The 24,968-nt window shown below is 57.1% G+C and carries 17 protein-coding genes and 1 pseudogene; 4 read left to right on the top strand and 14 right to left on the bottom strand.

All coding sequences use genetic code 11. From position 1 onward, the window contains the following. Both B060_RS0118345 and B060_RS0118350 read right to left on the bottom strand, forming a co-directional pair. On the bottom strand, positions 1 to 1,419 hold the full coding sequence (locus B060_RS0118345) for a DUF1800 domain-containing protein (RefSeq protein WP_018083263.1): 1,419 nt from the start codon (positions 1,417 to 1,419) through the stop codon (positions 1 to 3). 327 nt (positions 1,420 to 1,746) lie between these two features. After that, the gene (locus B060_RS0118350) at positions 1,747 to 2,070 is read right to left on the bottom strand and encodes a LexA family protein (protein ID WP_201768116.1); all 324 of its coding nucleotides are present in this window, start codon (positions 2,068 to 2,070) and stop codon (positions 1,747 to 1,749) included. 26 nt (positions 2,071 to 2,096) lie between these two features. Here B060_RS0118350 and B060_RS27340 point away from each other — a divergent pair. Further along, positions 2,097 to 2,225, top strand: a pseudogene (locus tag B060_RS27340) (IS630 family transposase); the annotation flags it as partial. Between the two features lie 127 nt (positions 2,226 to 2,352). On the opposite strand, the gene B060_RS0118360 reads toward B060_RS27340, so the two are convergent. After that, positions 2,353 to 3,366 (bottom strand): SIS domain-containing protein, encoded by a 1,014-nt coding sequence (locus B060_RS0118360; protein WP_018083266.1) that lies wholly within the window; start codon positions 3,364 to 3,366, stop codon positions 2,353 to 2,355. A gap of 17 nt (positions 3,367 to 3,383) precedes the next feature. Next, on the bottom strand, positions 3,384 to 5,609 hold the full coding sequence (locus B060_RS0118365; RefSeq protein ID WP_026172962.1) for an alpha-galactosidase: 2,226 nt from the start codon (positions 5,607 to 5,609) through the stop codon (positions 3,384 to 3,386). 268 nt (positions 5,610 to 5,877) lie between these two features. Between B060_RS0118365 and B060_RS0118370 the strand changes: the two genes are divergently transcribed. Continuing rightward, positions 5,878 to 7,314 carry a sugar porter family MFS transporter gene (locus B060_RS0118370; protein WP_018083268.1) on the top strand — a complete coding sequence of 479 codons (1,437 nt, stop codon included), beginning with the start codon at positions 5,878 to 5,880 and terminating at the stop codon, positions 7,312 to 7,314. A gap of 63 nt (positions 7,315 to 7,377) precedes the next feature. On the opposite strand, the gene B060_RS25150 is transcribed toward B060_RS0118370, so the two are convergent. From B060_RS25150 to B060_RS25155, 7 genes are all read right to left on the bottom strand, one after another. After that, positions 7,378 to 8,406: an aldose epimerase family protein gene (locus B060_RS25150; RefSeq protein ID WP_018083269.1), complete on the bottom strand. Its 1,029-nt coding sequence runs from the start codon at positions 8,404 to 8,406 to the stop codon at positions 7,378 to 7,380. Continuing rightward, positions 8,403 to 9,140 carry an SDR family NAD(P)-dependent oxidoreductase gene (locus tag B060_RS0118380; RefSeq protein ID WP_018083270.1) on the bottom strand — a complete coding sequence of 246 codons (738 nt, stop codon included), beginning with the start codon at positions 9,138 to 9,140 and terminating at the stop codon, positions 8,403 to 8,405. The genes B060_RS25150 and B060_RS0118380 overlap by 4 nt, the downstream gene beginning before the upstream one ends. Positions 9,141 to 9,145: 5 nt before the next feature. After that, positions 9,146 to 10,333, bottom strand: a complete 1,188-nt coding sequence (gene dgoD, locus B060_RS0118385) for a galactonate dehydratase (RefSeq protein WP_051081115.1) — start codon at positions 10,331 to 10,333, stop codon at positions 9,146 to 9,148. 480 nt (positions 10,334 to 10,813) lie between these two features. Then, positions 10,814 to 12,952 carry a penicillin acylase family protein gene (locus B060_RS0118390; protein ID WP_018083272.1) on the bottom strand — a complete coding sequence of 713 codons (2,139 nt, stop codon included), beginning with the start codon at positions 12,950 to 12,952 and terminating at the stop codon, positions 10,814 to 10,816. A 128-nt stretch (positions 12,953 to 13,080) separates the two neighbouring features. Next, positions 13,081 to 14,442: a M24 family metallopeptidase gene (locus tag B060_RS0118395; RefSeq protein WP_018083273.1), complete on the bottom strand. Its 1,362-nt coding sequence runs from the start codon at positions 14,440 to 14,442 to the stop codon at positions 13,081 to 13,083. A 408-nt stretch (positions 14,443 to 14,850) separates the two neighbouring features. Next, positions 14,851 to 15,570, bottom strand: a complete 720-nt coding sequence (locus B060_RS0118400; RefSeq protein WP_026172964.1) for a FadR/GntR family transcriptional regulator — start codon at positions 15,568 to 15,570, stop codon at positions 14,851 to 14,853. Between the two features lie 199 nt (positions 15,571 to 15,769). Then, positions 15,770 to 18,622, bottom strand: coding sequence for a TonB-dependent receptor (locus B060_RS25155; RefSeq protein WP_157405672.1), 2,853 nt, complete (start codon positions 18,620 to 18,622; stop codon positions 15,770 to 15,772). 403 nt (positions 18,623 to 19,025) lie between these two features. Between B060_RS25155 and tnpC the strand changes: the two genes are divergently transcribed. Further along, a complete protein-coding gene (tnpC, locus tag B060_RS25160; protein ID WP_269078016.1) occupies positions 19,026 to 19,904 on the top strand; it encodes an IS66 family transposase in 879 nt (292 codons plus the stop codon). Positions 19,905 to 20,080: 176 nt separating this feature from the next. On the opposite strand, the gene B060_RS0118415 is transcribed toward tnpC, so the two are convergent. From B060_RS0118415 to B060_RS0118425, 3 genes are read right to left on the bottom strand one after another with little or no spacing between them, the layout of a single operon-like run. Then, a complete protein-coding gene (locus B060_RS0118415) occupies positions 20,081 to 21,205 on the bottom strand; it encodes an acyltransferase family protein (protein ID WP_018083277.1) in 1,125 nt (374 codons plus the stop codon). Next, complete coding sequence (locus B060_RS0118420; RefSeq protein WP_018083278.1) at positions 21,202 to 22,443, bottom strand: MFS transporter; 1,242 nt, start codon at positions 22,441 to 22,443, stop codon at positions 21,202 to 21,204. The genes B060_RS0118415 and B060_RS0118420 overlap by 4 nt, the downstream gene beginning before the upstream one ends. Next, complete coding sequence (locus tag B060_RS0118425) at positions 22,440 to 23,453, bottom strand: carbohydrate kinase family protein (RefSeq protein ID WP_018083279.1); 1,014 nt, start codon at positions 23,451 to 23,453, stop codon at positions 22,440 to 22,442. Before B060_RS0118425 ends, B060_RS0118420 begins: the two co-directional genes overlap by 4 nt. 169 nt (positions 23,454 to 23,622) lie before the next feature. Between B060_RS0118425 and B060_RS0118430 the strand changes: the two genes are divergently transcribed. Further along, positions 23,623 to 24,864, top strand: a complete 1,242-nt coding sequence (locus tag B060_RS0118430) for an ROK family transcriptional regulator (RefSeq protein WP_018083280.1) — start codon at positions 23,623 to 23,625, stop codon at positions 24,862 to 24,864. The last annotated feature ends 104 nt before the right edge of the window (positions 24,865 to 24,968 follow it).

Genomic DNA, 24,968 nt, shown 5'->3' on the forward strand with positions numbered 1-24,968 from the left:
TCAGCACCTCATGAATTCGGGAGAGAGAAGGACAAGGCTCAGGCCCTGAGCGCGGGTTTCGGCGTGGGCGACGGCGTCGCGCGTCTGATCGCTCAGCAAGGCGCCCAGCCGCGAGCGGGCGAAGTCACGCGGGTCGATCGATGGATCAGCGCGATCAGCCAGCGCATTGACCACGTCCAGACGAGTACTCAACGCTTCCGGTGAAGCCCATGCCGCCATTGTGTCAGGAAAACCATTGGGACCGGAGGGTTGCCAGATCGGTTGCCCCATATTGTTCAGGGCCTGAATTATCGCCGCGGGCTTCATTCGGATGCCCGTGCCACGGATCAGGGCCGACAGGTAAATCAGCGGCGATCGAAAACGCGTCAGGTGCGGCGTCCAGCTTTCCTCGGCCTCGATCAGGGCCGTGGAGACGGCCCTTAAGTCGCCATCGGTACGCCGGAAGACGTCGGCCAGCTTGGCCACGAGCGGCGCCGGCGGGTCGTCGGCGACGAAATGGCGCGCCAGCTTTGTGGCGATATGCTGCGCGGTGGCAGGATGGCGAGCTAGGTCAAGCAACACTGCCTTGCCCTGATCGAAACCGCTATCGGGATAGGTCTTGCCGAGGATGGTCTGCGGACCGGGTTCATGCGCCCTTTTATTAAAGGCAAATGTACCGGGTATGGCGCCGGCTTTTCCAACAGTCCGGCTAAATGTCCATCCTGTGATCACCTTGGCGAAGGCGGTGACATCGGCTTGAGTATAGCCGGAACCGACACCCATCGTATGTAATTCCATAATTTCACGCGCCAAATTTTCATTCAAACCGCGCGTCCCCTTACGGTTGGCGGGCGATTGCGGCCCGATCGATTGTTGGTTGTCCAGATAGTCCAGCATGCAGGGGTGCGTTTCCGCCGCCAACAGCAGATCAGAGAAATGGCCGAAAATGTGCGGCCGGATGGCTTCGCGCTCATAGGCCCCTGCCGTGATGGCCACCGACTGACTTTTCTTCACCGCCACGGCAAAATGATTGGCCCAGAACATCACCAGCCGTTCGTTGAAACCGATAACAGGACTTTTGATCGTGTCGTTGAACCGCACGTCAGCTTCAGTCAGGGCCGCGTCACGAACAGGATTAAAGTCGGGCTTGTCCTTCTTTGGCTGCAAGGCTTGCGTCATAGCCATGTCGGATATTGCGGACACCGGCGCGCCGGCCTTGCCGTCTTTGATGCCTTTCTTTTCCTGCTGGTAGATATAAAGTGCGGCGAACAGATCAGGCGTTGTCTTCAGATCGGCGCCCTGCGGTTCCGGCGCGCCCTCAGTTATCTCCTGATGCAGACTATCGCGCGCATTGGAGACGGCTGATACCCCGTCTACTCCACTACCCAAACCGAAGCGGGACAAAGCGAGGGCGGATTCGAACACGGCTGATATCGACATGGAACCTCACAGGCAGCTCTTAAGGGTTATACGGCGGAAAGACCGATATCCTTCGCAGAGTTTGTTAAAAAGTCTGCGGGCAACGACCAAGTGGCACCTTCTCGTAGTGTCTCCTGCATGCGCCGAAATGCCTGGTTAAATGGTACGTGAGGGTGATGTCAGTTTAACGCTACCTAGTGTCCGCTTAAGATTCAAAAGGCAAATTGGAGGCAGTTTTTGTCGCCAGACTGTTAGACGATTTCGGCAGGCGCTACATCTATCCAAACCAGAAGCATTCCGAGTGATCGTAAACCGGCAGGTCTTCAATCCCTTTTTAGCGATTTGCGCCTAGTGTCCCGTCTCAGAGATTATGACGGGTTGTTCAACGCCTAGGATTGGCAGTTGTTGAGGTGTTATAAGCAATTGGATGCTGCGAGCGACGCCGGGTTGTTTTTGGATCAATCCCATGTGATCGAGTGTCTTTAGCATTTGGTGAACCGAGGGTGCGGTGACCTTGAAGTAGCGCTGGAAGTCACTCTCAGCCGGAGCGCGGCCATTGATTTGCGAATAGGCCCAAATGAAGGCGAGGTACTGGCCCTGTTTGGCGGTGAAAGGTGCCGACTTTTCGGTCGTCTTTTGGTCAAGCAATTGATTCATTTTAGATTCATCCAAGGACCTTCCGATGAAGGGCTTTGTGAATGAACGTACGATATCGAGTCGATCTTAGCCAGGCCGAACGCGACGCGCTTCGCGCTTTGGTAAGTGGTGGCAAGCAGCCTGTCCGACGGCTCAAACGCATACAGATACTTCTGGCAGCCGACGCCGGCGTCAGCTTTTGCTGACCGCAACAGCCTCACTTAAAATGCCGGCTTTTGTTCTGAATACCCATTTGCGTCGCCACGCACAGCATGATGGCGGAGTACTGGTCCCTCCGCGATGCCACGTCCGTTAAGCTCAATATGAAAGCTTGCCCATATAACGTGTCGTACTCAGCGGCTGCTTATGCCATTCCGCCAGATGCGCCGCGATGCGTTCGACGGCAATGCCGAGCACATAGGGTGCCAGCATGGGCCTGACGATCGGATCAATACCCGGCATCGGCAGATCACGGGAATCATACACAATCGTCCGTGAGGTAAAACGCTGACAGAAGGTCAATGCCCGTTCGGTCAGGGGCCGGCTCGCGTCCTCTCCCAGCATGAGGATCACCGGGACGGTCTCATCTATGGCCTCAAATGGGCCGTGGAAGAATTCGGCCGCCTCGACGGGGATACAGTGCATCCACTGACTTTCCTGCAGGATGCAGACACCCACATAATAGGTCATGGTAAAAACGGGACCTGCCCCCAAAAGGTACACCACCCGATCATCCTTGTAGGCTTCCGCCTCCTTCGCGGCACGCGCGTCTTGTTGAACCACCGTACTCGCCAGTACTGTCGGTAAGGCTTTCAAGGAGGAGAGCAAACACGACAGGTGCGGCCAGCCCTCCGCGCCGGCCAGTATGCCGCCGATAAGCGCCTGCAGAATCATGAAAACACCGTAGAACGGCTCGTGAGTCTCACCCAGGAGAAACCGTGTCTCAATATACTGCGCAATCGGCCTGTCGGCCGCCTGTGTAATGACGAGTTTTCGACAGGGCATGTCCTGAAAAAACTGGGCCGCCGCGACGGATTCCAGTGTTTTTCCAGACTTCGATGCCATGATGACCAATGTTCTCGCATCAAGACGCGGCGGGTTCATGGCCATAAACTCAGCGGGGTAATAGCACCTAACCTCCAGCTTCGGACTGAAGGTTTCGATCCAGTATCGCATCCCTTGCATGATGCGGTTGGGGGCACCAGGAGCCACAAAGTAAATGCGGTCTATGTCCAGCGCGATCGCCTCACCGTAGGCCGCGGCGCGGTCCAGTTCAGCCACAGCGCCGCTTAAGGATTGCGCGAAACTCGTCGCGTCAAAGGGGATGGACAAGGGTAAATACTCCTAATTCAAACGACGTCAAGGACGAGCGCTGCGGCCTGAAAATCGCCTCTCAGCGGAATCCTGACACCGTGATGCATCCAATAGGATCCGCTGGCGATCTTGGGCGTATCGGCCTCCACCGCCCCGACGAGGCTCCGCACCGCATAACGGGCTTGCGGGTCAAGCCCCTGCAACTGGATAAGCGGCGTCGCATCGAAGGTTGAACTGGAGTGCAGGAACGTGAAAAGGACGGCCTGACGTTTCGTCTCCGACACGGTAAGGGTCGCAGAGCGCTCCGAACCCCCTTGCGGAGAGATCAAACGATAAAGATCGCCCCTCTGCACGGTCTGCCGGATGGATTTATACTCCGCAACCAGACGCTTTGCCGTGGCAAAATCCTCCTGGCCCCAGTGATTGAGATTGTCGCCAATACCCAAACACCCCTGCATGGCGGATAAGAACCTATACTCAAGGGAGGTTGCGCGCTTGTTCACCCAGTTTGGCGATGCCGTCACCCAGGCCATCATGACGCCCGGCATGTAGGCATGCGAGAAGCCATCCTGCATTTTCAGACGATCAAAGGGATCGGTGTTATCCGTGGGCCAGACCTGATCGGTCAAATGCATAATACCCAGATCCACCCGACCGCCGCCACCGGCGCACGACTCGATCTCCAGTTTCGGATGACGGCGCCGAAGTTCCGCCAATATCCAATAAAGGTTCTTTGTATAGTCGACGTAGAGCTTCTGTTGATCCTCCGGCGCGCGTTCCGGCCAGCCCGGCTCGGACCAGCTCCGGTTATGATCCCATTTCAGGAACGCGATGTCGTTGTCGCGCAGGAGGAGATCAAGCGACTTGAGCACGTAGTCCCGCACGTCAGAACGCGCCAGATTCAAGACCAACTGGTTCCGCCCCTCGGTACGCGGGCGGCCTTTGAAGTTGATCACCCAATCAGGGTGGGCGCGATAAAGCTGGCTATCCGGGTTCACCATCTCCGGTTCCACCCAAAGGCCAAACTCCATGCCAAGACCACGCACGCGGCTGATCAGCGCCTCGAGACCGTTCGGAAATTTCTCCGGGTTGACCGTCCAGTCGCCAAGGCCCGCATGATCATTGTTCCGCTTTCCAAACCAGCCGTCGTCCATGACAAAGCGTTCTACGCCTAAGGTGGCGGCCTTCTCAGCCAGGGCGATTTGCCCGACTTCATTGACGGCGAACTCCGTGGCCTCCCAAGAATTGTATAGCACTGGGCGCAATTTGGGCTCGGGCGCGCCGGGCAAGATCACCGAACGCTGAAAGCGATGCATACGGCGGGAGGCGCCGCCCATGCCGTCATGGCTAAAGCCGGCATAGAAGACGGGTGTTTCAAGGCGCTCGCCTGGCTTCAGGCGATAGGCAAAGTCAAACGGATTGTAGCCCGCTGTAATCCTCGGATGACCGACAATGTCCTTTTCCACCGTGATCCGCCAGGCGCCGCTCCACGCCAGCGCGCCAAACCAGACCGGGCCATTGTCTTCGTCGGTCAGCCCGGCCCGGCCAATGGCAAGCCACGGGTTGTTCTGCGAACCGGTCATGCCGAGCCGGCTCTCGAGCACGGTCGCACCGGCTTCAAGCGGGCGCTTTTGCAGGGTCCATTCCGCCGCCCAGCGGCCGGTGAGATAATTGACCTCATAGTCTTCGCCGAAAGGCAGGTTCAGCGTGGCGGCCGCCATCTGGTCAACCCTCAGCCACGCCTTGGTCCTGTTGTCGACGACAGCGGATCGGGCCAGAAGGCCCGTGGCCTTGTCCATACTGTACCTGAGTTCGACGTACACCTCCGTCGAAATATCTTTCATCCGCAGGGTAATCCCCTCGGACGTCAGCGTGTGGTCCAGATATTTCAAGACCAGATCGCGGACACCGCTCGGGAAGGCCACCTTCAGAGACGGTTCGGTGACCAGACCGCCCCCGAAAGCCACAAACTCCAGAGGGGTGACCGAGTTGGCGCGGTCAAAACCGGAATAGTCCGAGGGCTTCGGGGCCGGTGCGAGCTGGTCGTCAAGGGCCAGCGGCCCACCCCAGTGCAGGGACTGCACCTGGCCGGCGCTGTCGATCCCGAAGGCATAGGTTACACCCTCACCGTCCAGACGAAACACCCGTGACGCGGGATCGAAGCCAACGCTGGCCGTTGAGCGCATGGGCAGGGCCGCCGCAACCAGCCCTCCCATGACACTTAGACAAGCCGCCCGCCGGCTTAGACCCGTAACACCCATGACGCACCTCCATTTATATTATATATCCATATTGCAGAGGTGCTACGAACGGTCAAGAGCCGCTGGCGCTCAAAATGATGTTATCTCTTTTATGCAAACGAATAGCACCCCTGTGATCCCTTGGGCGCCAAATTTTGAGCGTAAAAAGAAAACTATATGTATTATATATTGACGATACGCGCCGACCTCCCTAAGGTGGGAGGCAAGGGCCCTATCCTACCACTGGTGACGGCAACTCAAAATAAATTCTGCAGGGATGACAGCACATATGCATATCGTGTCCAAGGAGGTTGGCGCCAATAGCGCACCGTCGCCTTACAAGTTCAATCTGGGCTATGTCTGGATGATCTCTTCGATAGCCGCGCTGGGCGGGCTTTTGTTCGGCTATGACTGGGTGGTCATCGGGGGCGCCAAGCCCTTTTATGAGCCCTATTTCGACCTCACTTCCGAAGCCCAGATTGGCTGGGCCAACAGTTGCGCCCTGCTGGGCTGCCTGATCGGCTCCATATGCTCGGGCGTCTTTAGCGATGGCCTGGGCCGCAAGAAGCTTCTGATCGCCGCAGCATCCTTATTTGGCATCTCATCTGTGGCGACGGGGTGGGCGCATACATTTGACACCTTTATTCTGTGGCGTATTCTGGGCGGCGTTGCCATCGGCATAGCGTCCAATGTGTCGCCCACCTACATCGCAGAGATTGCTCCCGCCCAATGGCGAGGCCGTCTGGTCACGCTCAACCAACTGACCGTAGTTGTCGGCATACTCGCCGCCCAGATCGTCAACCTCGTGATCGCCGGCAACATTGCCGATGGCGCGACGGCGGACATGATCCGCAATTCCTGGCAAGGGCAGTATGGCTGGAGGTGGATGTTCTGTGCAGTCGCCATCCCGTCCCTGACCTTCTTCTTTTGCGCTTTCTTGGTGCCCGAAAGCCCGCGCTGGCTCGTGAAAAAAGGACAAACCGAAAAAGCGCGGGCTGTCCTGACGCGCATCGGCGGCGCTGACTATGCTGAGGCGGAGATACGCGATGTTGACAGCGCGCTGGCCACCGAGCGCTCAGAACAAGGCGCATGGCGAGACCTTTTCCGGCCAATGGTCTTTGGTCTGGTTTTGATCGGGATTGGCCTGGCGGTGTTGCAGCAATGGAGCGGCACCAATGTCATCTTCAACTACGCCGAAGAGATTTATCGCGGCGCCGGCTATGACCTGAGCGGTGTGATGTTCAATATCGTCATTACCGGCGCGATCAATCTCTTGTTCACCCTGGTCGCCACCTTCACCGTAGACCGCCTGGGCCGTCGGGCGCTGATGCTGTGGGGAACCGTCGTCATTACGGTTATACATGGCCTTTTGGGCATCGCCTTTTTCCTGGGCATCAAAGGGCCGCTGATCCTCGGCCTTACCCTTGCGGTGATCGCAGCCTACGCCACCTCCCTGGCGCCCGTCACATGGGTGCTGCTGTCGGAAATCTTCCCCAATCGCATCCGGGGACTGGCGATGTCGATTGCCGTATCCGCCTTGTGGATTGCCTGCTTCGCGGTGACCTACACCTTCCCGATTCTCAATAAGCTCCTGGGGGCCGCGGGAACCTTCTGGTGTTACGGCGCCTTCTGCCTCCTGGGTGTCATCTTTATCGCCCTCTTCGTTCCGGAAACCAAGGGTAAAACCCTGGAAGAGATCGAAGCCAGCCTGACCAAACAACGGTAGGGGGTAAAGGCGGACCGTCCTCCGACGCCTGTTGGAGGACGGGTTCGCAGGCCACGGAGCCCGTCAGGCCTCGCCTAGATTTTGAAATCTATAGCGACTGGTGCGGCGGTAGACCTGGCCCGGTTTGAGCCAGGGGCTCGGAAATGCCGGCTGGCTTACCGCATCGATGAACCCCTGAGGCTCAAGCGCCACGGCACCCCATGCTGCAACGGCGCGTGATAAGCCAGCATAGGCTTGCAGGCAGGGCTGGTCGGTATAGAGCGCCAGTTCAAGGCCGGATCTGGGCGCATACAGTGTGGCGGCGGGCGCGGTGTCCAGCCCCGTGTCAGCCCCGAGGACCCAGCTCTGATTGAGGCCAATCTGCGTCAATTGCGGATGTTTCCGGGACAGTATCGCCGATAGGGGTTGGGGTCGATGAAGATCGAAGAGCGTGCCGGCCACCGGTAACCGTAGTCCCGTCGCCAGACACGCCTCGTCAACATGCAGAATTTCATCCCCTCTTATACCCAGACTATGATCCAAGAGATCCCCGCCGGGCGTCTGGTCAAGGTTGAAATAGAGATGATGCGTCAGGTCGACGGGGCACGGTGCATCGACCTCGGCCTTGTAATCGATTTGCAGCGTCATCGCCTCGGGAAGCGACAGGGTTACCTCGACCGCCAGGACACCAGGATACCCCTCCTCGCCGGCCGGTGAAACGTAGCGCAAAACCAGCGGGGCCTCATCTGAAGGCCTCGCGTCCGCCCGCCAGACACGCCGGCTCAGGCCCTTTGCGCCACCATGAAGGTGGTTTGGACCTTCATTTCGGGTCACCTGCCACACCGCATCATCGCAGCGGAAGCTTGCCTGTCTGAGGCGATTGACCGTACGCCCGACGATACAGGCCTGGTAGGTCTTATCGGCTTCGTAGTCAGACAAACGCTCAAAGCCAAGTATGGTCTCGACAAGCCCCTCGGCCGATGGCGCTTTGAGGCTGCGTATCGTCGCCCCGTAGGTCATGACCTCCACACTCAGGCCTCCCCTGGTGGCCAGACTCATGCTGTGGACCTCTACGCCATCGGCCAGACAGCCGAAGACCTTGCCGGGGCTCATAGCTTCGCCAGTCGGCCGCCGTCCACGTTAAGGCTTGCGCCCGTGATAAAGGCGGCTTCGTCGCTGGCCAGAAACGCGGCGGCATGCGCGATATCGTGCGGGTATCCGATATCACCCTTCTCCAGCACTTCAGCGCCGGACTGGACGTTCGGGCTGGCCCACAGCATCGGCGTGTCAATGGCGCCTGGCAGCACAGCGTTGGCGCGGATCCCGAGCGCCGCGCCTTCAATGGCGCTCGATCGTGTCAGGGAGGCAAGCGCCGCCTTCGCGGCCGCATAGGGTGCGACCAGGGGCGAGGTCTGGAAGGCATGTATACTGGATACGTTCACAATGGCGCCACCGGGCGTCATGTGACGAAACGCCTCGCGCGTGAACAAGGCAGCCCCCACCAGATTCACACCCAACAATTGGTGCCAGTCTGCGGCTGTAAGCTCCACGAGCGGCTTGTAGATCATCATCCCGGCGACGTTGATCACAACGTCGAGCTGACCGGTCTCATCCATGGCGCGTTGACACGCTGCCACCACATCACCTTCGGAGGCGACGTCACAGCGTGTGAAAATGATTTTGGGGGCGCCAAGGCCAAGCAGCTCCGTCACAACATCGGCGGAAGCCTCCGCTAACCGATCCACCAGAACCAGACTGGCCCCCTCCGCGGCCAAGCGCCGCGCACACGCCAATCCGATGCCACCGAGAGCGCCCGTCACGAGGGCTGTCTTATCTGAAAACCGCATACTTTTCACCATTCCCGCACATAGCCATCGGCCCCACGCCAGGCAGGATTACGCCAGGGCGGACAGTCACGGCTGAGTTCACGGACCTTCTCTTCATCAACAACAACGCCAAGCCCGGAGCCGAAAAACGCCTCGACCATACCGTCCTTGACATCAAATATCTCCGGATTTTTCACATAGGCCAAAAGATCATGGTCATCCGTATTGTAGTGGATACCGAGTGACATTTCCTGAATGGCAAAGTTTGGCGTCGCAAGGCCAATTTGCATGCAAGACGCCAGGGCAATCGGTCCGAGCGGACAGTGAGGCGCAAGGGCGACATCGTAGGCCTCGGCCATGGCGGCCATGCGCCTGACCTCGGAAATACCGCCTGCATGACTAAGGTCGGGTTGAAGAATGTCGATGCACGCGGCCTCGAGAAAGGGCTTGATATCCCAGCGCGAATAGAGCCGCTCGCCCATGGCGATGGGAATGCGCGTCAGAAGCGACAGCTGCTTGATCGCCTCGGGGTGCTCGCTCAAAAGCGGCTCCTCGATAAAGAGCGGCCGTAGCGGCTCCAGAAGCATGGCCAGTTGTTTAGCCATAGGCTTGTGCAGGCGACCGTGGAAATCCAGACCTGCGTCCAGCCCCAGCGACTGGACGTCGGAGAGCCGTTGTACGACGCCGTTAAGGGAGCGCGGACTGTCAAGCCAGGCGGCATCCTCCGTAGCGTTCATCTTGACCGATTTAAAGCCCTGCTGCAGGCGCACCCGCGCCGCGTCAAGCACATCCGACGGGCGGTCACCGCCCACCCAGGCATAGACCGCGACCCTGTCCCGCACCTGCCCGCCCAGAAGCTGATGCACAGGCACGCCCAATCGCTTGCCTTTTATATCCCAAAGCGCCTGATCCAGCCCAGACAGCGCCGACATCAACACAGGCCCGCCGCGATAGAAGCCGAGCCGATAGGCCGTCTGCCAAACGTCCTCGATACGGTCGGCATCGAAGCCAAGGAAACGATCCCTTAGAGCCGCATAGGCGCCGACGACGGCCTCAGTATGGCCCTCAAGACTGGCCTCCCCCCACCCGATGAGGCCGTCATCGGTTTCCACACGCACAAACATCCAACGCGGCGGAACCGGGAAGGTCTCAATTCGGATAATCTTAGACCTCTGACCGGTTTCCCGTCGCTCCAAGTCCGCTTCCCTCGCCATAGGATTTTGCTCATATATCTGCATAAAAAACTCGCATTTCATTCCGCCTGTCGCACGCGATCAGCCATATCCACAAATATTATGTTGCGGCCGAAACGTCAATATATGTATTATAAATAAGAAGCGGGGCCTCCCGTTGTTCATCTCCGCGGATAGCTTTTTCCGTCCACCTATAAGGTTTTATATTAAATATATACATCACATATCCTGAGCAAAGCGGCCTTTCATGCGATTAAAACCATAAAAAATAGTACCATGCTACGATCCATTCGCCTCAAACATGACAATAAATTTGATTTGAACGCTATATATTGATACGCAAAGGTCGCATTAGTCATTTTTATATTTCACTATTCTCTTATATATTTTTCTTTATATTGATTTAGTGCGTCATTTTTCGACATAGACCTCTCCGCAAATCAGGCTCCCTTGACAGTTATATAATATTTATTTTCGATTTTCAAAGAATACGGTCTCGGGTTATGGCGTGTAGATCGCCTCCACATGCCCCTTGAGGTCATCAGCATAAAAATAGATCGGACGCAGATTCCCCGCCGCATACCGATCCACCTGGTCTGAGAAATGAGCGGACTGGGGATGCCCGCTCTGCCCCCCGATGCTGATCGCATAGGCGCGTACGCGCGGCCCAAATTCGACGACGGCGACAAAGCTGTTCCCTGATGTGCCGTAGTACCGACGCGTGCCGGGATAGGCCTTCGCGCCGAAGGACGCGAGCGCCCCCCACTGATTAGATGTAAACGGCACAGGGTAGCTCGGCTTGGCATCGTCAAACACCTGCTCAACCTCGCCATCATTACGCTGGAAGCGATTGATATCGCCCCACGCCACCCGCCAGGAGCCAAAATCAGAGTTCAGCCGGGCAACGGCTTCCTCTAGAGCCTGCAAACGGTCTTCACGCGAACTTTTCTGCTCCATGTAATCCCAAACGCTCATCCTCGATCCCGCGGCAAGGGGCGCCGCCCGGCGCCACAGCGCCTCCCCCCAGAAGACCGCCAGCGACGTGGCCTGCGAGTCGCTGCTCCATCGCCGGTCCCAGTCCAGAAGAAGCCTCATAGGCGCCTCCAGGCTCGCACGGCGCGGATCGGTCGACGGCAGGGCGTCAAAAGCGCTGCCGAGATGTGGTAAAAGCCTGTCAAAGGTCGGCAGCCATGGGTCATAGGCAAGGTCACGCAGGCCCTCCAGCGTGACCTTATGAGCGGTCTGAAGCAGCTTTACCGCATGGAGGCCGCGCGGATTTTCGCCGGCCTGGTCCATGTACCGCGGATAGTCACTGGCCTTAGGGCTATCGTCACCGGCCGCCGTCCACGGCCAGTTGTTCGTGTTGAACACGTAGCCCGTCTTTGGGTTATAGACATGCGGCAGGCTTTCGAGGCTATGGAGGCCTTTCCAACCCGTCGTCGGATCACGGCCGTCGACAGGCGAGGTATAATCAAAGCGATCATCGCGCAGAGGCACAAACTGGGGATGAAGATAGGCGATGTCGCCCTTCTGGTCGGCGAAGATCGTGTCATTGGACGAATTGGCGCGAAGCCTGGCAATCTCTAAAAAACCATCAAGGTCCGTCGCCTTGGTACGCAGAAAGGACTGCTGGAGGGCTGCCAGGGGGCTGTTCATGAGCGCCACGGCTATCCACTTCCCCTCAGCGGCCCCCATAACGGGACCGTTGTGAGTCTCGTAGACGGTGAAGGCGCGATTGGCCGGCGCCCCGGACGGCAGACGATAGGTGATGGTGATACGGCGCTGCTTCAAAGGACGCCAGCGCTTTCCATCCTGATACACAAAGCGCCCGCCGGGCCGAGCCTTGACCGTCTCGGCAAACTCGTCAATGGCATCGACGCCACTTGAGGTGTGCATCCATCCGGCGGAAGCGTTGAACCCCTGATAGATGAAAAATTGCCCCCAGGTCGCCGCTCCGTACACATTCAGCCCCTCGTCGCTTGTCACCTGCTGTTCTGCCCGAAAGAAGAAGCTTGTGTGGGGGTTTATCAAGAGGAGCGCGTGACCATCGCGCGTGCGCGACGGCGCCAGAGCTATACCGTTCGAACCTGTGGGCTCCTCATAGGCCACCCCCCGCTCGACATCCGATAAAGCCAGGCGGGTTCCCTCGTAAAAGCTCTTCAGTCGGCCCAGTGGCACCTGCTCTATATCGCCACCAATACTGCCTTCGGAGAAACTGAGGGCCATCCACGGCTCGAAATGCGTGAGAACTTTCGGGCGCACCTCCGGATGCTTGGCCAGATAGGTGTTGAGCCCATCGGCCCAGGCGACCATCAGCGCACGCAGCCACGCGGGGCTACGCGCATAGTCAGCCTGCAGGGTGTTCGGGTCGGTGAACATACGCTGGCGTAAATCCGTCCAGATGGCGGCTTCGCCGTCGACTTCGGCCGTTCGGCCCAGGGTCTGAAGGTAATTGCGTTCGATGCGCCCGAAATCGTCCTCAGCCTGCGCGTACATCATGCCAAAAACAGCATCGGCGTCCGTCGCGCCATGGACGTGCGCAATACCCCAGTCGTCGCGCGTAATGGTGACATCCCGGGTGTGGGCCAGCCCCGCCGTCGGAAGCGTAAGACAGGTCAGGCCTAACCAAAGGAGGCTCATACTCAGGTATCGCGGCGCACCGCACCATCCCAACAGCCTGGCACAAACTCGCCTGAGACTGGCAGAGCGACCACCTGAAGGCCTCACAGCGTCTATTTCACTCCGCACTCCCACCGGTCGCCCTCCCCTTAACCCTTCACCAGCAAATGTCCGGATTTCAACCAAAATGGCGCCAGACAGCCGGGTGTCTGACCCAGGGGCAGAATGGACGGACTTAAGTTTACGCCTAAGGCTTCAGCCATAAAGCTACGTCGGGCGTCGATACGGCTCATGACGTCGGGATGGCGTGTGGCGATCTCGGATCTTAACGCAGCGTCTGCAAGAACAACCGGGTCTTCACAGTTCAAAGCCCAACCCAACGGCATCGGCGTCGGGATGATGTCCACCTGGAAGACCATGCCAGACCTGAGCCGGTAATCCCCGGTCGGACGGATCGGGGTATTAACCCACTCCTCGTGACCACACAGGTGCCCCGGATTGAGCATGGAGCCCAAGCCCCCTTGCGCCAGGGTTTCGCTGACGCGCGAAAAAACTTCTGTCCCGGCAACGCCGATATCAACGGTCTCATACCACGCGAGCAAGCCCTTGAAATAGGCCGATGCCGTCTTCAGGAAATCATCGTCCCCGTCGCTGATCAAGCCGGCCCTGGCGGACAAGCCGCCCCAGTAGCCGACCGCCGTCGTCACGCCGTCGCCTCGCGACAATCGCCGCGCCGTCGGACTGCGCAAGCCTACCACCGGCCCTGAAGCGTCGCTCGAGGCCAGCATGACGTGCGCGCTGAGCGGCTCACCCGCGTACGCCATACGCGCCGCAGCCTCAAGTTCGCTGTCGCCCTCCCTCACCTGGGTCACAATCCGCCAGACAGCCGCCGTGGCCCGGGACGCGGCCCACTCGAAGGCGGCGATCTGGTCGGCGTCCACGATCGCCCGCAATCCCTGTTCCGGATGCATGAGGCTCTCGGTACGGTCCACAACCGCCGACGGATCGCCCGCAGACCGACGCAACGCATCGACATAGACAGACGGGAAGAAAAAGCCCGCGTCTTCACCTGCCTCAAGCGCAGGCGGCTTCCAGCCCACAAGGCCAATACGTTGACCTGCAAGGATGCCGATATCTTTTAACACCGCCAACAGGCTGGGAGCACGGCTTCGGTCCTGGCCCGGCAGACTCATCGCCTGGCAAAGCCTCACCTCAAAGCTCGTGAGGCGTGTCATGGCTTGCGCGAACGAGACACATTCGTTGCCAGTGATGATTACGCGGACGTCGTCCGGCCCCAGCATCAATAGGGCTTCTTCGAACCGCGGCTCGAAATCGCAAAGATAGGCGATGTTGGAAAAGTGTTCGCGATCCGCATAGACCGCGACCCAGTCGCAGCCAGCGCGGTCATAGGCCTCCCTACAACGCAGATCGTAGGTGTGAACCGGGACCGAGGGCTTTTGAAGAGGTAGCCCGAAATCAGGTACGGATACGGGCGCAAGTTCGACGGTCATGTTTTATGCCTTAGGAAGACGGATCGTCATGGAATTTAGACCTGCGGCACCAAGCTTATGTGGCGCGTCTGAACCCCGAATGATCAAGTTGAAAAATTGGTCAGGTTAGGCGTGGACAGAGCGACTCAAAGTCCACCCCGCATCCGCCATTTACTAATACTTATATTACATATATATGGGCGACGTGTCGACGCCTTGTCAATCGCAAATATGTCTAAGGATTGCAAAGATGATCCGGGTGGAGACTGATGAGATGCGCGCTGGGCAGGCGCGCCAAAGCGGCTCAGGACATCGCTTGTCCTTCACTCATCCCATGTAAAAGCAACCCCTAAGCCGGCGCGCCTTGGGACATCAAGGGTACGGATCATGTGCCCGTGCGTTTTTGGGGACCACAGACGCGTGGAGCGGCTAGCGCTGAGGCGTCTGGTCGGCCTGGACCTTGACCATCAGGTCAAGCGCGCCTTGGATCAGATCGCGCATCCGGGTTTCAGCTTCGGCACTGTCACCGGCCAGGATAGCATCGGCGACGCGTTTGTGATCGACGACGCTCGCTAACCGCACACCTTTAAAATCATTCGTTTTGCGAATGCTGAACCGCAATGCCGTTTCGATCATCTCGCGCATCTGGCGATAGAACCGATTGCCGCTCGCCTCGAGTACGGCGACGTGAAAATCAATGTCGGAGGTGAGTGCGTCGTCTTCCCCGCGTTCGGCCGCAAACATTCGGCCAATCGCTCTGTTGATCGCCGCCCGTTGCTCACCCGTTGCGACCTTGGCCGCGAGACAGGCAGCGCCTGGCTCGACGCTGAGCCGAATTTGCGTGAACTCTATAAGCAGACCCAGCGAGAAATTACGTTCCAGAAGCCAGCGCAACACTTCGGGGTCAAGAAGATTCCAGTGATCTTCGGGCTCGACACGGGTCCCCTGACGCGGTCGCGCCGACAGCAGGCCTTTCGACGTCAGCATCTTGACCGCTTCACGCGTCACCGTACGAGCGGCATTGTAACGCTGCGAAAGTTCAACCTCCTTTGGGAAGACCTGGTCTCGGTACTTACCTGTAACAATCTCTATACCAAGGTCTTGAACGATAGACTGTGTAAGGTTCGTTGGGGTCAGTCTTGCTCGCATATGTCGTGCCTATTAATCCTGCAATCTCCAGCATACAGCCAGATCGTGACTCGTAACAGACCTGGCTCCTGATAGAAATGCCAATCTCAGAAATTTCGCCAAATCAAGCCCGGGCCTGGGGCCTTGCGTCAAAAAAACGCGGTGCTTTTTAGGGCACCGCGAAGGACAGTCGTCAATGGGAGGATTTAGACGCCTGGCATCAGAAGGTCATACGGAACCCAACGTTGTAGAAAGCGCCGTCGAGATTATCGCCCAGGAGCTCAGCCTCATAGTATCCCTTTTGAACCAGATGCTCCTTGGTCAGGTTTGTGCCCTCAATGAACACATCCACGCGCGGGGTAATCTGGTAGGAGGCACGCATATCAATCTGATCATAGGCTTGCGTGAAGACCGGCCCGCCCGAACCATCACCGCTCAGGCTGGATAAGAACCGATCGCGCTTGTTATAGGCCACACGAACCGAAAGCGGGCCCTTTTCATAGAACCCGATCAGGTTGTACGAATTGCCCAGCCCCGGCAGTGCGAAGGTACGACCAGCAACCTCTGTCGAATTTGACACCTTGGCGTTGCTGTCGACCAGGGTCGCATTCGCAGTGACACCGAAGCCGCTCCACCAGCCGGGCAGAAAGTCGAAGGAGTATGTGCCCGCCAGCTCGATCCCTTCGGCACGCGTCTTTGCCAAGTTGCGGGGGCGCCGGGTCAGGAAGGTGGCCGTCGTGGCCGTAAAGGCCGGGTCAGCCAAGTGAGTCCTTCCGTCTATGACGCTCGTTGTATCAAGACGTTGAGCGTTGGTGATGGTGAAGGCTTCAGAGGCGACCCCGTAATCGATGAAATCGCTCACATCCTTGCTGAAGATGGCCGCGGCCAGGTTAAGGTTCTTCTTCGGATACCACTCGAGCGACAGATCAAGGTTCTTCGACAGGTAAGGCTTCAAGGCCGGGTTGCCGCCGCTGGCGCGCATATTGCCCTGACGCGCATCGTCAATGGAAGTGTTCGGACGCATGTCGCTCGGGCTCGGCCGGGTAAGGGTCTCCGAGGCCCCAAAGCGCGCCAGCAGGTGTCGGGTTATGTTGAGTTTGACATTGAGGCTGGGCAGAAGCTTGCTGTAGTTGGCCTCAACTGTACGCTCAACGGGCGTTGCGCTGGCGTAGACCGGCGTCTGGTTGCCCTCTGATATCCACTTAACATCGACGAGCTGACGATCCGATCCGGAAGCCCGGACCTTCGTGCTGATATAGCGCGCTCCCAGATTGAGGGACCAGGGCATGTCCGCCACCTCGCCCGCAAAGTTGGTCTCGATATAGGCCGATGAGGTCTTTTCCTCCACCCAGTACGAACTGGGCTGGCGCTTAAGGGTGTAACCGCCATTCGCCTCAAGTTGAGCCGCCACCGATCCAGGCGCCCGACCGTAATAGGTGTCCAGCTGTGCCAGCGCTTCAGGCGAACCCAAATAATTGAGCAACTCCAAACCATCGAAGGAGAAGAACTTCAAAGGTGCGTTGGCGCCCAGGCCGCCACCCAGGAAATCACCACCCAGGTCGAGAGGGGTGAGGAAGCGTTGCGGCAGGACAACCGGGTAACCACAGTAGGTACAGTACGCGTCACCGATGCCGAACGACTCGTTCTCCTTGCGCGTGTCATTGAATGCGACACCCAACATGACCGAACTGAAGACACCGCGGTCCACGACGTAGGTCGCATCAAGTCGACCTTCCTGAACGGATGTCGAGGTGTTGCCGCCGCCTCGCGTCGCATAGTGCGCGCGCGCATTGCTTGGGTCCGAGATACTGGCGCCCAGGACCTCAAGTTGCGGCAAACTGCCGTCCGACGGTTGCTTCCAGGTGACGTTGGTCGGAATGCCGACCACAATATAATAGGATCCCGAGCCCCCAACATTGCTCGCGTCGGACGTCGACAGATCGCCGACAATCGTCAGCTGATCGTTGGGGTGCCAATCCATGTTAATGCCGAAGGCCGTTGTATCGGACTTGCGAGGATAGGCCTGCATAACCATGTCCCACTGCCCGTTCTCGGTCTGCTCGATGACGTCGCGATTGGCATCGATGGCGGCGGTGCGCACCTGATTTTCGAGGAAGTAGAAGGCACCGGTCGCGACGGTTCGCTTGATATTGTAACGGCTAAACAGCGCATCGGCCGTGAAGGTGAGCTCGCTACTGGGGCGATACTGATAGGTCGCGGTGAGCCCGGTCCGCTCCTGGCGCTGTTCACTCAGATTGAGATTGTAATTGCGGGGAAAGCGAACGTTCGTGAAAAGGGGTACATTGGGGCTGAGATTGGAACCGTAACCGTTCGTTTGACCGGCCTGCGTGCCGATCGAAGCGTTCGGGACATAGCCGCTGACATTGAACGAATCCTCGCGTGCATCGCGCAACTGATAGGAGGCCGAGACCATCAAGCCCATCTTGCCGTCATCGAACGTCGTGCTGTACAGCGCAAAAGCGCTGGGCGTGGTCTTGCCGCTTAGACTCTCGTTATGCGCCTTCAGACTCACCACCCCCTTCGTGGCGCCAATATCAAGCGGACGGGGCGTCTTCAGATTGATGGTGGAACCAATGCCGCCCTCCGGGATAGACGCCCGCGAGGTCTTGTAGACATCGGCACCGCTGATCAACTCCGCAGCAATATTGTCAAAGCCGAAGCCGCGACCGCCACTGTCATTGGCAATCGTGCGACCGTTGAGCAGAACGTTGTTAAACTGCGGACCGAAACCTCTGACGGTGACACTCGACCCTTCGCCCAGGCTTCGGTCGATCGACACGCCAGGAATGCGCTGCAAGGATTCCGCCACGTTGCCGTCCGGAAACTTACCCAGGTCTTCTGAAGTAATGGAATCGAGACCCACAACAGACTGACGCTTGATACGGGCGGCGGCCGACAAACTTCCGCGAATACCCGTAACAATGACCTCCACCGCCTCGTCATCGCCGGCTGGCGCCGGCGCTTGCGCGTGGGCCATAACCGGCACGATCAACGACGACAACGCACCGGCAACCGCAAGAACGCTCGTCCCTCTTAGAAACTTATTCCGCATATCTCTCCCTCTCTTTGATATACCACTGCTGGCTTCAAGTTGACAAAAAGCGGCACCCGACCTTGATTGCCCGCCTTCAACATATGTAATATATATATCATCTTTTCGTGTCAAGTTCGTCACGATTGGAATTTTAGCTTTTGACATTTTCAAGCGCTTCAAGGTTGATTGCCACGCGAAAGATCCATCCAATTCTTACCGCATGGCAGGTTGGAGACAGGTTCGACGACCTTGATACCTGCGAGCAAAGAGCCGCCCTGGGCCTAACCCGCATGACAAGTCGGTAACTTGACAAACGGCGCCGCACGTACGAAGCCTTTCGTATTTAATGGAGGTAGCCATGACCTTGATTTCACGGCGCAGCTTTGCGACCATGGCTGCTGTTGCAATTGTATCGCCGTCAATGGCTCAAGCTGATCCCACATCCACCATGGAAGCCACTCTTGCAGAGCTGCCACTTGGCGACGGCTGGAGATGCAAAATGACGCACCCGGGGACAGGCAAGGCGCGAAAATGCTATCTCTGGGCCTATGCCCGTGATGATCGACCGTTCGGCGGCTCGGCCCCCTTCCTGGTGGCCTTCCGCTTCGAAGATAGTCGCGCCGGTGACTGCGTGGCCAATCATCTCGATGGCTACAATGGCATTGTGCAGGTGGACGGTTATAACGGTTACAACAGCATCGCACCGAAAGGCGCCGCCAATGGCGGCGCAGTCCTTGCCGGCTGCTGGGCGCATCTACGACGAAAGTTCTACGATCTGCATGTGTCGGATGCCTTACCGGTTGCGACCGCCACGGTCGAAATGATGAAGGCGCTCTGGCGGATCGAGGACGACATCCGCGGCCGGGCACATGAACTACGAGCCAAAGCCAGGCAACAAAACTCCGCCAAGGTCGTCGCTGACTTGTTCAAGCTCTGGGAAACTACGCTGCCCAGAATATCGGGAAAATCAAAGTTGGCTGTGGCCATAAGATACGCACTCAAGCGCCGCGAGGCCTTCGAAGTGTTCCTACATAACGGCCTGGCCGAAATCGACTCCAACGTTGTCGAACGCGCCATCAGGCCCCAGACAATTACGAGAAAGAACAGTCTGTTCGCTGGCTCCGATGGAGGAGGCAGAACCTGGGCGACCATCGCAACCGTTCTGCAGACCTGCAAAATGAACGATGTCGATCCTGCCGCCCGGCTTACACAAACACTCGAAAGGCTCGCCAACGGATGGCCCATCTCAAAACTCGAGGATCTCATGCCGTGGAACTTTAAGGCCTACGGGGCCAGCTGATCGCTTACCTTTCAGGCGGGCCTTAAGACGTTTCAACGACATCGGCCAAATCCGGTCGAAGTCACCATCCGCCGTTGTTAATAATTTCCCGTGTGTGTGTCTTTGCGCTTCAAGTCATCTACTTATCCACAGGCACAGAGCGCGCTCCAATAAAATCAGCTAGATCATCAGAGCCCTTAGATCTTGATCACTAGTCCTTTTCGCCGCATGCGCTCCGTGACAAGCCAGATGCACATGAGGAAGGCGATAACCGGAAGAAGCGCGGCTATAGGTTCATAGATATATGGCCGGCTAAGATGATAGGGGAGCGCGAACAGCGACCAAGTTGGCATTCCAGCGCAAACTTCATCTAAGACATACGCGGTCATTGCGTTCATGCCAATAGCCATTGGAAACAATGCCCAAACAGACACCTTTTCTCTTCCGTCGAGGCAGAGGTGCAATATAGCCAGCAGAAACGTAGTAAGGCCGCACGTCACTAGAACAAAGGGACTTGACCAAATGTCCTTGACTACCGGGAAGATGAAGCCCCAAAGGCATCCCGCGATGAGCGTGCCAATCCCGGCCAGGGCCAGTTTAAGGCCGGCATCTCTGCTTCGCATACGCTGTAACCATTCACCAACAGCCACTCCTATGAGGCCGTGGGCAACGGCCGGCAGCGTGCCTAATAGCCCCTCGGGATCGTAGCCCTCGGGTCCCCGAACGTAATTGTGGCCTCCAGCGCCCAACCACACCCGGTCGAACGAACCTATAAAGTTATGACCACGCACCCAAATATCAGAGGGGCCGGCGTCGATTTGTGGCAAAAGGGCCAGTGGCCAGTAGAGCAGCAAGAGTGCGGCGATGATAACCAGCCGAACTCTTGGGCTGCACAAGAAATAAAGGATCGCACAGGCACCATAGACTAGGCCGATACGTTGTAGCACCCCGAACAGACGCCAAGTCGTGCCGCCGAAATGAGCAAACCAGTCGAGATTGACAAGAAGGAAGCCTAGAAATACCAGCCTGAATGTACGCCAGAATATCCTGCGAAACTGTTCGCCGTTGAGCCCTGTGGCGACCTTGGCCTTAGTAAGTGCCATGGGTACGGAAACACCCATCATCATCAGGAAGGCCGGAAAGACTGTGTCAGCAAAATGCAGCCCCTGCCAAGGTTCATGCAATAGTTGTGGAAATACATGTGCCCCGAGGCCTTCTTTGACCCCATCGGTCGCATTGGCCAGAATCATGCCGATAACGGCTAGGCCGCGCATCACATCAAGGGAGACAAGACGGGAATTCGGGGGGTATATTTCGGTCATGAAGGCGCCCTTTCCTTATCAAACAAGGTGGCGTTTCTGACGAGCGGACGCGCCCAGAAACTGATACTTAGCATGTAGAATAGCATCACGAAGACGAGTAGCAAGCTTGTGCGCAGGCTGACCAGTTCGCCAAGAGTGCCAACTATGAGGGGAGCGATCGCGCCACCCAGAATACCGGAGCACAGAATACCTGACAGGGCGCCATGATGTTTGGGGATCGAATTCAGGCCAAGAGAAAAAATGATCGAGAACATAACTGATAGGCAAAAACCGCAAAGGGGAAAAGCCAAGAGGCTCACCGTGGCCGGACCGAACAAGGCTGCCAGAAAACAGACCATAGCCGCGACAACTGCGCCGCGTAAAACCATACGGGAATCAGTCAATTTCAGGAGCAAGAGTCCCACCAGACAGCCTACGGACATCAGGCCCCAAAAATCACCAACGGTCTGCGCGCCAGTCGTGTTCGGGTCTATGCCGTGGTAGGTTTCCAGAAACGGTGACATCCAGTTGGCGATGGATTGCTCAGTGCCCACATAGGCAGCAATGCCGAGGAAGAACAGTATGACATATCGATCACGCAAGAGATCGAAATAGACCCTTAGAGGTTCACTCTTCTCGTCGCTTTTCAATTCAACCCCAGTCAGGTCAAGCGGCAGCGTAACCAAAGCTATCAATACGAATAGGACCGCGAACAGCCAATAGAGAAGCACCCAATGTGGCGCTCGGGTCAGGTTCATCAGGCTGGACAGCCACAATGACAGGACTCCCTTGTGCGTCATGATGGCCGAGAAAACCATTGGGCTGAGATAGGAGGCAAGCCCAAAGACCAGTTGCCCCATAACGGCAAAGAAGGCGAAGTGGGCTTCGCCGCCCGCGCTGCGTGTCAGTGGGTTAATCACCACCTGCAGAATGGCCATGCCCATTCCTATAATGAACAAGGCCGCCACGGCCGTCAGATAGGTCGGATGGAGCGCAAAAAGCAAACTGCCTGCGAGATTGACTGAAAAAGCCAGAAGCAAGGCAAAGTGGGCGCCCCGCGTCTCGATCAGCATACCGGCCGGGATAGACACAAGACCATAGGATAGAAAGAACGCGAATGGCAGGACACCGGCCAAGGTCAGGCTCAAGTGAAAGTCGCTTATTATAACCGGCATCAATGGGCCGATGATATTGGTCACGAAGGAAATCACGAACCAGACACACTGGATGTAGAGGAGCGTCAACCAGCGATTTGTCATCTTGCCTCCTGAAATGCTTCTGGAAGTGAGCGCTGTCGTGGAAAATGACCGATGGTTTTGGTCGCGCACACACAGCCTGCCGTTAATGCGCCGAAAATATCTTGGCCGCGAATGAGGGCGTCAAGATATCCGGCATTAAAGGCATCGCCGGCCCCTATTGTGTCAAATATAGGTGATGTCATCGGGGGCGTTGCGCTGAAGCGCGCCTCTCCTCTGCACCCAATCGCGCCATCGCGGCCAACCTTAGCGACCAGTGTCGCGCCCGGGCGCAACCAGCCAATAATGTGCTCCATAGAAGCTTTAAGATCGCCTCTTGCAGCCAGGCTGCATATCTCAAGGTCATTGAGCAGAACATGATCACTGAGGGCCAGCCAGGACCTGACTTCTTCAATGACAGACGGCGTCCACCCCTCGGATGGCCAGCCGGTATCGATAGCCACGGCATAGCCTTGGCGGCGAATACGGCTAATGAGATCGACATAGCGTTTACGCAAACGCGGCATGAGAAATACACCCGTCAACAAAGCTACCGCGCCGGGTTCGGCGGGTGGCAAGGTCGATATCCCGTCATAAGCGTCAAGGTGGCCGTGCGTTGTAAAGAAATTACGGTCACCACCAGCATGTATCAGCCCAACGGTCGTGGTGGTGGCCGCCGGTATGGTTTCAATGTCCGCCTGGAGCTCGTAAAACTGTGAAATGAGCCATTGACCAAGGGAATCCGAGCCAACCCCCGCAATCAGATGAACGGACGTACCAAGTGATTGCGCGGCTAGGGCTGCATTTCCTGCGGATCCGCCGGCGCGCATTTCACTTCGTTCCATCAGGATTTCAGTCCCGATACTCGGCCATGATTTCAAAGGCCCCATAACAATATCGACCCCAATATCACCAATGATCGTCAGTTTTGTAGGTATCTTAGTCAGGTTGAACGTCCGTACATTCATGTACTTGGCTAAAGCCTTTTCATGCAGTTTCAAATTTTGTCCAAAAGCTAGTTCATGTTTATGCATCCTGTCAATTATTATATCTAATGGATGTTTTTATTAAATGTTGCCTAGATATCACTAAATAGCTTGCCAAGGCCCTGTTCAACAGACGATTATCCCATTAAGCGCACGCGACATTGATGGGAAAAGGGCTGAAATTTCAGTCATAAACTAATAGAGGCAAACGCAGAATATGGTCAGTCGTGGCTCGACCCAGCAGTCTAGCGCCCCTTACAACCGGCGCATCGTGCTGGATGTCATTCGCCGACAGGGAGAAGCGTCGCGCAAGGAGTTGATCGACAGGGTCGGTCTAAGCCCACAGACGATTGCCAACATCACGCAAGATCTTGAAGATCTCGACCTGATTATTTCCAAACGTCAAAAGGGTGAAAAGTCGCGCGGGCAGCCACCGATGTCCTTCGCCCTTAATCCTGATGGCGGAGATGCCATTGGTATCAGCCTTGAGCTCAATCATATCGCCTCAGCACGCGTGAATCTTGTTGGCGAGATGCGTGATCGTCGTGAGATCAGTGCCGATCTTCGCGATCCAACGACAGCATTGGTCGCGATGATCAAACAGGTTGAGACCTTGCGCCTGGGAGCCCTTCATCCCGATAGAATCTGGGGCGTTGGCGTCGCTATGCCGGGACCGTTTGATGCGCCCGACCTGGCCTTCAAAGGACCGACGGTATTCGAGAAATGGCGCGGGCTGGAAATTTTTACCGCTTTGGAGGACGCCATAGGCCTGCCAGTCTACTATAATGTTGACAGCGTTGCGGGCGCGGTTGGAGAATCCTTATTTGGAGCTGCAAGCGACACCAATCGCTTTTTCTATCTATATATGGGGGCCGGGCTTGGCGGAACCCTTATGATCGATCGCGCCGCCTACACCGGCGCCAATGGTAATGCTACAGAAATCGGCCACATCCCCGTTGAGCGAAATGGCCGCCAATGCAGTTGTGGAAATCGGGGGTGTGTTGAAACCTATCTTTCGCTTCACGCCCTTTCGGAATCGATTGCCGGACCAGGCGCCCTTCTGTCATCAGATGAGATCGAAAAGCGTCTAAATGAGAACGACAGCACTATTCATGATTGGTGCCGCTCGGTTGCTCCTTACCTGCAACAGGTGATCTGCACAGTCGAGAATATGCTGGATCCGCAAATGATCGTTCTGGGCGGAGCTGTGCCCGGGGCTTTGTGGCAAGCGATACTGACTTACGCGCAGCCCTTGTTGCACTCTGTGCGAAGCGGTGGCACGATTCAGAATGCACGCCGCGTCGTCATCTCTTCCCAGGCTGGCGACAGCGCCCTGCTCGGCGCCGCCGTATTACCCATATATGAAAAGCTGACTCCTCGGATTGACGTCCTGACACAAGGCCGCGCTGAAGAGATGGATTCCGCGCAAAAAAAGATCGAGCGCCGCTTCCGTATTTAAGCGGCTTTGAAATGTAGATATAGAATATGTATTTAAAATATCACATTTTTTAAGTCCCAAAACTGCATTTCTATAATACCGCTTTCGAATCCGCTTTGTTTTTC

Origin of the sequence: Asticcacaulis benevestitus DSM 16100 = ATCC BAA-896 (assembly GCF_000376105.1) — a bacterium.
Lineage (GTDB): Bacteria > Pseudomonadota > Alphaproteobacteria > Caulobacterales > Caulobacteraceae > Asticcacaulis > Asticcacaulis benevestitus.